At 42.6% G+C, this 7,697-nt stretch carries 11 protein-coding genes; 7 read left to right on the top strand and 4 right to left on the bottom strand.

All coding sequences use genetic code 11. The annotated features are described in order from the left end of the window. Positions 1 to 432 precede the first annotated feature (432 nt). The 7 genes from ABID29_RS12015 to ABID29_RS11985 all read left to right on the top strand — a co-directional run bounded on the left by ABID29_RS12015 (position 433) and on the right by ABID29_RS11985 (position 3,569). Complete coding sequence (locus ABID29_RS12015) at positions 433 to 756, top strand: pre-toxin TG domain-containing protein (RefSeq protein ID WP_354366359.1); 324 nt, start codon at positions 433 to 435, stop codon at positions 754 to 756. 47 nt (positions 757 to 803) lie between these two features. Next, positions 804 to 1,064 (top strand): TreTu family toxin, encoded by a 261-nt coding sequence (locus ABID29_RS12010; RefSeq protein WP_435533166.1) that lies wholly within the window; start codon positions 804 to 806, stop codon positions 1,062 to 1,064. Positions 1,065 to 1,167: 103 nt separating this feature from the next. Further along, a complete protein-coding gene (locus ABID29_RS12005) occupies positions 1,168 to 1,467 on the top strand; it encodes a hypothetical protein (RefSeq protein ID WP_354366355.1) in 300 nt (99 codons plus the stop codon). Positions 1,468 to 1,541: 74 nt separating this feature from the next. Further along, complete coding sequence (locus tag ABID29_RS12000; RefSeq protein WP_354366353.1) at positions 1,542 to 2,123, top strand: pre-toxin TG domain-containing protein; 582 nt, start codon at positions 1,542 to 1,544, stop codon at positions 2,121 to 2,123. Positions 2,124 to 2,161: 38 nt separating this feature from the next. Further along, positions 2,162 to 2,497, top strand: a complete 336-nt coding sequence (locus tag ABID29_RS11995; RefSeq protein ID WP_354366351.1) for a hypothetical protein — start codon at positions 2,162 to 2,164, stop codon at positions 2,495 to 2,497. Positions 2,498 to 2,502: 5 nt separating this feature from the next. Further along, positions 2,503 to 2,823, top strand: coding sequence for an Imm40 family immunity protein (imm40, locus tag ABID29_RS11990; RefSeq protein ID WP_354366349.1), 321 nt, complete (start codon positions 2,503 to 2,505; stop codon positions 2,821 to 2,823). 260 nt (positions 2,824 to 3,083) lie between these two features. Further along, positions 3,084 to 3,569: a hypothetical protein gene (locus ABID29_RS11985; protein ID WP_354366348.1), complete on the top strand. Its 486-nt coding sequence runs from the start codon at positions 3,084 to 3,086 to the stop codon at positions 3,567 to 3,569. A 315-nt stretch (positions 3,570 to 3,884) separates the two neighbouring features. Here the strand turns inward: ABID29_RS11985 and ABID29_RS11980 are convergent, their stop codons facing one another. The 4 genes from ABID29_RS11980 to ABID29_RS11965 are packed head-to-tail and all read right to left on the bottom strand — an operon-like array spanning position 3,885 to position 7,367. After that, positions 3,885 to 5,396 carry a zinc ABC transporter substrate-binding protein AdcA gene (locus ABID29_RS11980; protein WP_354366347.1) on the bottom strand — a complete coding sequence of 504 codons (1,512 nt, stop codon included), beginning with the start codon at positions 5,394 to 5,396 and terminating at the stop codon, positions 3,885 to 3,887. A 12-nt stretch (positions 5,397 to 5,408) separates the two neighbouring features. Further along, complete coding sequence (locus ABID29_RS11975; protein WP_354366346.1) at positions 5,409 to 6,215, bottom strand: metal ABC transporter permease; 807 nt, start codon at positions 6,213 to 6,215, stop codon at positions 5,409 to 5,411. After that, complete coding sequence (locus ABID29_RS11970; RefSeq protein ID WP_354366345.1) at positions 6,208 to 6,921, bottom strand: metal ABC transporter ATP-binding protein; 714 nt, start codon at positions 6,919 to 6,921, stop codon at positions 6,208 to 6,210. Before ABID29_RS11970 ends, ABID29_RS11975 begins: the two co-directional genes overlap by 8 nt. Further along, positions 6,921 to 7,367 (bottom strand): zinc-dependent MarR family transcriptional regulator, encoded by a 447-nt coding sequence (locus tag ABID29_RS11965; RefSeq protein ID WP_354366344.1) that lies wholly within the window; start codon positions 7,365 to 7,367, stop codon positions 6,921 to 6,923. Before ABID29_RS11965 ends, ABID29_RS11970 begins: the two co-directional genes overlap by 1 nt. Positions 7,368 to 7,697 lie beyond the last annotated feature (330 nt).

The raw sequence follows: 7,697 nt of genomic DNA, 5'->3' as shown, positions 1-7,697 counted from the left end.
TTATAATTATAAACCATGACATGGGAAAACGAGCATCTCCAACTGCGGAAATGCTCGTTTTTGTCTATTCTGAAACTAGTTTTTGCCCAGCCTCGGGATTTTCTGCTATATAGAACCTGTATTCACAACAGAAACACTTACTAGAGTGGGCTAATTTTAGCTTACTAACTATCAGATGTTCTGGAAATACGGCATTATCCCTGCAAAAAATTGTTCTCATTTGGACAAAAACTAGCCTAATTAGCTTAGCATCCCTATTGTGAATACATGTTCTTAGTTAGGTGTCGTTCTTGGTAATATAAAACACAATATTCTGTTAAACTCTGGGGATTTATTTCTAGAGAAATAGATTTATGAGTTTAAATAAAAAATAGTTTAGCCTCTTATCAATTCAAGCGCTGTCAAGAATCCTTAAAGGTGATTGGAAGCTTTGTGGTTCATTCAACAGGTGAAATCACTGGCGTCTATGACGGTTATCGCCTGGTTACAGGCACAGATCCTGTCACTGGAGCTAAAACCAGCCGCCTCGCAGCGACAGGTTGGTTGGCTGCTAGTGTTGTTCCAGGAAGCAAGCTCTTAAAAGGTGCGGATACCGCTCATGATGTCACTAAAGCAGTAGGAACGATCAATCGCACAACCAGCACCATTAAGGCGAGCCATGCGGCTGTTACCGCTGCAAAAGCCACCAAGGGAGCAACGGTCGGCACCTGGGTTGCCAAAGGCGGAGAGGTTCTTTTGACACAGGACGAACACTGAAAACAGTCTCTACCTTTGTCAAACAGGCTGAGGGCAGTTTGACAGCGGTGGGGAAAGTTGGGAGTATTGGCCGAACTGTTAATGCGGTTGAGAATACTGTTGAAACCACTCGTGTTGGTCGCTGGATGTCGCTGGAAGAATACAAAAAAATGGTTGAGACAGGAAAAGTGCAAATGTCAGATCAATTTAAAACACATGTTTCTAATCCAGCCGATATCAATTCATTTAAAGCAGCTCCGTCAGGTTCTGTCTATGTTGAATTTGATGTCCCTAGTCATAGTTTGTCTCAAGGGGGTAGGAATAGTTAATTTTCCAGGTTCTCTACAAGATAAATTAAATATTAAGAAAGGCTTGCCTGGGATAACAGAAGTACCTGATGCAAGCAATATAATAAAAATCCGAGGAAACTAAATGAAGACAAAAAAAGATGTTATTAAAGAATGCATAGAGACTGAAATAGCAGGTAAGAGTTTTAATTACGAGATTACTTGTGATAATCCCAGTGAATATCACAGCTTTGTTGAAAGCGAGAGTTATATTTTCGAGTGTACCTATAAAGAAAGGCCATCATACTCCCCTTATCACAGTCTGATGTTAGGATTAGCTTCCATAGAAACAGGTTCAATAGAATATTGGTATGATGATGAATTTATGCCGCTAGAAGAAGTATTATTGAATATAAGGAAAATGCTTAACTTTTTAACTTCCTAGTAATAATATTTTATATATTAAAAGTATTAGCTTTAACACAATTTCTAATTTATGTCCCAGTCTACACCCCGCCAGTGAGCAGTCCGACCTTTACGGCATCCAATCCAACCCCGGAAACTAAAACAGTTGCTAAGCCGACTCCGAAACCCAAGGCTGTCAAAGTACCGTCGTCCTATAGGCCAAGTCTCCCAAGTTCCTGGAAGCCAAAGGCCCCTGAACGGCCAATTGTCCACTGGAAGACCACTCCGACAGCCCAGGACAAGGCAGCCCAGAAGCGGATGGAGGAGCAGTTCAAGCGCCATCAAGAAACCTTGAAGGCGGTTGGAAGATTTGTGGTGAATACAGCGGGTGAACTCACTGGCGCCTATGACGGCTACCGCCTGATCACAGGCACAGACCCCGTCACTGGAGCTAAAACCAGCCGCCTCGCAGCAGCAGGTTGGTTGGCCGCTAGTGTTGTTCCAGGGAGCAAGCTCTTAAAAGGTGCGGATACTGCTCATGATGTCACTAAAGCAGTAGGAACGATCAATCGCACAACCAGCACCATCAAGGCGAGCCATGCGGCTGTTACCGCTGCAAAAGCCACCAAGGGAGCACGGTCGGCACTTGGGTTGCAAAAGGCGGAGAGGTTGCTTTTGACACAGGACGAACACTGAAAACAGTCTCTACCTTTGTCAAACAGGCTGAGGGCAGTTTGACAGCGGTGGGGAAAGTTGTGGGGAATGGAGTAGATGAAGCTCAAGTATTTCGTAGTCGTGTAAATAATGTTGTAAATCCGTTAGAAAATATCAAATATACAGACAAAGTGAAGAGACAAATGAAACAAGGTGATTTTCATTCCTTTCCTGAAACAGTAGATTCATTTGGTGCTGATGGCAAAGTTACAAAAATTTTAGGTGGAGATGGTATTGCTAGAATTAAGGTAGAAATACCAGGCAGTTATAAGGGGAGGAATGGAGTATTTGAATATATTATAGAACCTAATAATACTGTAAACCATAGATTTTTCAGATCAATTAAGGAGAAATAGTTAGAATGAGTATTGCAAAAATGAATATTTTGAACAAAGGAATTGATTTATCTGATATTGGAATTAACGACTATGCTTATAGTTGGAATTGCATAGATAATATATTAGCTGAGATAGAAAAATTACAGTTAACTATTTTGGGAGGAGATGTCTATTCTATTGTGGAAGGTGAGTTAATTTTAACTTTTGATAGCTGGTATTATACAATGATAGGTACCTCATCAGATTATTCGCTATCTATAGACAAGGCAAGGGAATATATTGAGTATTACTTAGATCAAAATGGAGAAAACTTTTACTTTTCTTTTGTTTTGAAGGAACAGTGAACGATTTAGACATTACAATAAATTTTCCTTGCAAGATTGTGATAGAAGATGAGATACGAGCTATTCAAAATTGGTTGGAGAATCATTTTATTGGATTTGATAGATTTTTTGGCTATGAACCTGCAACAGATGATCACCAATTGATTTATTAGACTTGTTCGGAAACTAATTTAACTCATATCCATTATGTTTTTAATAAAATAACTGGTCGATTTGATGACTTTAAATTTAAAGATAATTAGTTTTACGAGGTGGGAAAAATGCAAGATAATATTGTTTTCAAAACTATTTGGTACGATGAGGTGGAGGATTTTTTTGAAATCGAATTAACTGCTCAAAATAAATTTATCACCGCTAGACAGAATTGTTACCTTTCCAATGACAATTTGAATGAGATTTATAACGACTTGTTGCTTTATTTGAATTATCCTAACTTGACAAAGTTAATTGTTGGTGGAGAATTAAGTAGCAACTCCCCTTTAGGTTTTTCAATGACATTTTTACCGGTAAAAAGGAATAGTGAAGTAATTATTGAAATGGATATGAAAATAGGAGATTCTCTAGACTCAAACCATAGGTGTCAGTTTTATATTTCTACCAGTATTTATTATTTAGAAAATTTGAAAAAAGTTCTTCTAAAATTAGCTCAAAAATATAGTTTTGAAGAAATTCTTTACATGACTGTTAAATCGTTATGGTATTCTGTTAAAACCTGGGGATTCATTTTTAAAGAAATAGATTTATGAGCTCTCCATTTATCAAATTAAGTTGGAGAAATGCTAAATAGTTTTTCAGCTTCATTGGATGAGGTAATTAAAATAAATTATTTGATGACAAATAGAGTAGTAAAAGCTTGGAGAGGGAGTTAAATACTTTGACGGAAAAGAAAATTCTTGGCAATTGAACAAGAGACCAGAAGATGTTTTAACGTTTGTTGAGTAGTTAGCAAAAACTGGCTAAACATCTATACCTTATCCAACTGCCTTTTTCTTCTAATCAGCACCAAACCACCTAAAAAACCGACTGACATCTGCTAGGGCAGAATCAATCGGTTTTTGTGTTTAGTGCGCCAACATTTCCTGTGCAATGTCAAAGGCATTGAGGTCAGTTGGGTAGTAGGTTGGCCAGTTTTCTAGTTCTTCTAGGAGTTTTTCCTGGCTTTCGCTGCCAAAGTAGATGTGGAAGTGACCTGTCTTAACTGGGGCAATGTTGTGGTCGCTGAACTGGACATACTTGTAATCGCCAGCGTCTTCGTTAGTGGCTTCAAAGAGGAAGCGCACGCCACGGTTGCCTTTCTTATAGGTCAAGATCTTATAACCAACATACTTGTAGGTGTTCTTATGGCCTTTTCCATCCACGATGAATTCCATGCTATCTTTGTCAATGTTGATTTGCTCAACATCTGTCTTGTAGCCAATATCGTAGTAATCCTTATACTCGGCTGCTGTCATGGCACCACCTGATTTCTTAGCCTTGTAATCCCAGACTTGGTCCAGAGTTCCATCTAGGAGATAAGGGTAAACAGACTGCCATTGGCCAGCGTAGTCTGATAGTTCACGGTCTTTGACGTCGCTGTCTTCAAAATAACCATTGTAGACCGTTTTAGTATTAACAGGCGTCTCAGGGGTAATTTCAGGACCTTCTGTTTCAGTCGTTAACTTGAGGGCCTCTAAGTTAGCCTCTGCTGTTGAGATATAGGTTTCTCCTGCCTCCATAGCTTCCGCTGTCAAGCTTTCCAAAGGATTTAGGACAGCTGTTTTGACACCCGTTTCCTTGGCAAGGGTCTCTGCTACTGCAGAAGAAGCCGTCTCTTCAAAGTAGATGTATTTGATAGCATTGGTCTTGATGTAGTCCGCCAATTCTGCCAAACGGGTCACAGATGGCTCGTTTTCTGGGCTGATCCCTGACACCGATACCTGGTTCAAACCGTAGTCCAAAGCCATGTAAGTAAAGGCAGAGTGTTGCGTCACGAAGCTCTTTTGCTTGGCCTGAGAAAGGGTATCTGTGTAAGCCTTATCCAAGGCAGTCAACTTCTCGATGTAAGCTTGAGCATTTTCCGTGAACACATCCTTCTGTTCAGGGTAGGTCTCAATGAGCTGGTCCCGCAAGGTCTCAACCATCATGATCGCCCGGTAAGGTGAGGTCCAAACATGGGGGTCATAGTCATGGTGATGGCCGTCTTCGCCATGGGCATGGTCGTGATCATGGTCGTCACCGCCAGGCAACAAAAGCATGCCCTCTGTCGCAGAAATAACCTTGACATCTGACTTGGCTTTCTCCAAGTTTTCTTCGAGCTCATGGACCCAGGTTTCCATATTCTCATTGCCATAGATAAAGGCATCCGCATCTTCGATCTTGGCAATATCCTTAGCAGACGGTTCAAAACCGTGAACCTCAGTTCCAGCCTCAATCAAAAGCTCAACCTCAGCCTTGTCACCAACGATTTCCTTGGTGAATTCGTAAACAGGATAGAAGGTGGCTACTAATTTTGGCTCCTCAGACGCTGCTTGATTGGAACAAGCGGCTAAGAAGGCTGCTGACAAAGACAAGCCCAATAAGGCTAATTTTTTCATGAGAAACTCCTCTTATTTTATAAATTTTTTCAAAAGACTGACGACCAGGAAGATGGTCACAAAGACCATGGTGATACTAGCTGATGCCGGTGTATCCAAATGGTAAGAAATAATCGGCCCAGACAGCATCCCGACAAAACCGATGCCAACCGCCAAGGCCATGACTGTCTTGAAACTCTTTCCTAACTGAAGGGCAATAGACGCTGGCAAGACCATGATGGTTGAGACCAGTAGGGCACCTGCCGCTGGAATCATAAGAGCAATGGCCACGCCCGTCACCATATTAAACAGGATTGACATGAAGCGAACAGGCAGGCCGTCCACATAAGCCGTATCCTCATCAAAGGTCAAGATATACATAGGGCGGAGAAAAAGGGCTGTCAAAATCAAGACAACAGCTGCAATTCCAAAGAGGGCCATGACCTGACCTCGACTAATTGTCACGATGGATCCAAACAGATACTGGTCCAAACTCATGCTGGAAGCACCGCCTGACTTGCTAATGACAATCAAGGCAATCGCCAGACCAGTGGACATCAAGATAGCTGTCCCGATTTCCATCAAACTCTTGTAAATGGTCCTCAGGTACTCTAGGAAAATCGCTGCCGCTAAAACCACTAGAATCGTAGACAAACGTGTGTCTAGACCTAAGACAAGGCCCAAGGCCACCCCAGCTAGTGACACGTGACTGAGGGTGTCGCTCATCAGCGATTGGCGTCTCAAAATCAGAAAGATCCCCAAGATCGGTGCAAAGGCAGACATGGCTATCATGGCCAAAAAGGCCCGCTGCATGAAGGAGTAGTCAAATAAACTAAGCATGCGGCACCTCCTCGTGGCTGTAATCGCGCTCATGGAGGTTAAAACAGCGCCACGGGGACTGTTGGTCCCTTACCAGATGGATATTGCGATCAGCAAAGACCTTGACCTCGTCTGGGTCATGGGTGATCATGAGAACAGCCTTGCCGTGCTTCTTGGCAGAATGGTGCATGAGGCCGTAAAATTCCTCTTTCGAGGTAATGTCCATCCCCGTTGTCGGCTCGTCCAGGATAAAAATATCCGGATCGCTGGCAAACATCCGAGCGATAATGGCCCGCTGCTTTTGCCCGCCAGAGAGGGAACCGAGCCGTTCATTGCGATGCTCCCACATACCGACCGATTCCAGACTGACCCTGACATGCTCCTGATCGTGGGTTGTCAAAGGCCGGAACCATCCCTTTCTCGGGTAGCGACCGGATTGGACAAATTCGTGAACTGTTGACGGAAAGCCGGCATTGAAGCTAGCAACCTGTTGAGGCAGATAGGCCAAACGCAACTTTTGCCCTGATAAGCCTTTTTCCGAAATAGTCACCTGACCCTTCAAGGGCTTCAGGATTCCCAAGGTCGCCTTGACCAAGGTTGTCTTGGCTGCGCCATTTTCACCGGTCAGGGTGATAAATTCCCCACTATCTAAATGGTAGGAAATCCCCTCTAAAACTGGCTCCTTATCGTATTGAAAGGACAGGTTTTCAACTGTAATATAGCGCATCAATTCTCCTCAATCTTGACCAACAAATCTTGGAGAAAACGGCTGATGACCGCCTGCTCATCAGCAGAGTAGGTCGCAATCAAGGCCTCGTAAGCTTCGAGCGTATGGGCATGGTGATGCTCGTGCTCCTCAGCAATCGGTTTTGCCAAATCTGTCAACTGGTGGTGGGTCATCCGACCATCCTTAGCATCCTTGACAGAGGCCAGCATGCCTTGGGTCTTGAGCGCTTTTACCGCCTTGGTCACAGCCGCCTGGCTGACATTGAGCGCCTTGGCTAGATCAGAGTTGTTCAAAACACCATCATTGATCAGCATAAGGATATGCTCTTGAGTATTGGTCAGGGAAACATCGCTCTGGCAGGCGCCAACCAAGAGTTCCAGATGATTTTCCGACTTTAAAATAATGGCATTGAGGGCCTGGTCGATCTGTTTAGCTAAAGCAGTCATTTGAAGTATAAGTCCTTATCTTTATTTGTTAACAGCATCTATTTTATCATTAACCGGTTAAATAGTCAAAAGTAAAAGTTTTCTTACACCTTTTAAATTAGAAAACCAACTAGACAATACCGCGTCATTAAAAACAAGCCCCCTTCCAACCCAAAAACAGAAGTCTTTCGACTCCTGCTTTTAAATCTAATCAACGGCCTGAACCTTCAAAGAACAAGCTCCCGAAACCAGTCTTATACTAAAACAAAATCAAAAATAGATGTTATAATAGAGACATGACAAACTTATTCACCCAAGATAACCTTAACGAGTTAAAAGCAGCTTTGAAAA

Source organism: Streptococcus rupicaprae (assembly GCF_040545225.1).
Lineage (GTDB): Bacteria > Bacillota > Bacilli > Lactobacillales > Streptococcaceae > Streptococcus > Streptococcus rupicaprae.
Note: the sequence above shows the minus strand (reverse complement) of the source record. Positions and strands in the feature narration are given on the sequence as shown.

Excerpts from the sequence above, each read along its gene's own strand:
- ABID29_RS12005 (WP_354366355.1), top strand. The coding sequence starts at position 1,168 with ATGAAGACAAAAAAAGATGTTATTAAAGAATGCATAGAGACTGAAATA.
- imm40 (WP_354366349.1), top strand. The coding sequence starts at position 2,503 with ATGAGTATTGCAAAAATGAATATTTTGAACAAAGGAATTGATTTATCT.
- ABID29_RS11985 (WP_354366348.1), top strand. The coding sequence starts at position 3,084 with ATGCAAGATAATATTGTTTTCAAAACTATTTGGTACGATGAGGTGGAG.
- ABID29_RS11980 (WP_354366347.1), bottom strand. The coding sequence starts at position 5,396 with ATGAAAAAATTAGCCTTATTGGGCTTGTCTTTGTCAGCAGCCTTCTTA.
- ABID29_RS11975 (WP_354366346.1), bottom strand. The coding sequence starts at position 6,215 with ATGCTTAGTTTATTTGACTACTCCTTCATGCAGCGGGCCTTTTTGGCC.
- ABID29_RS11970 (WP_354366345.1), bottom strand. The coding sequence starts at position 6,921 with ATGCGCTATATTACAGTTGAAAACCTGTCCTTTCAATACGATAAGGAG.
- ABID29_RS11965 (WP_354366344.1), bottom strand. The coding sequence starts at position 7,367 with ATGACTGCTTTAGCTAAACAGATCGACCAGGCCCTCAATGCCATTATT.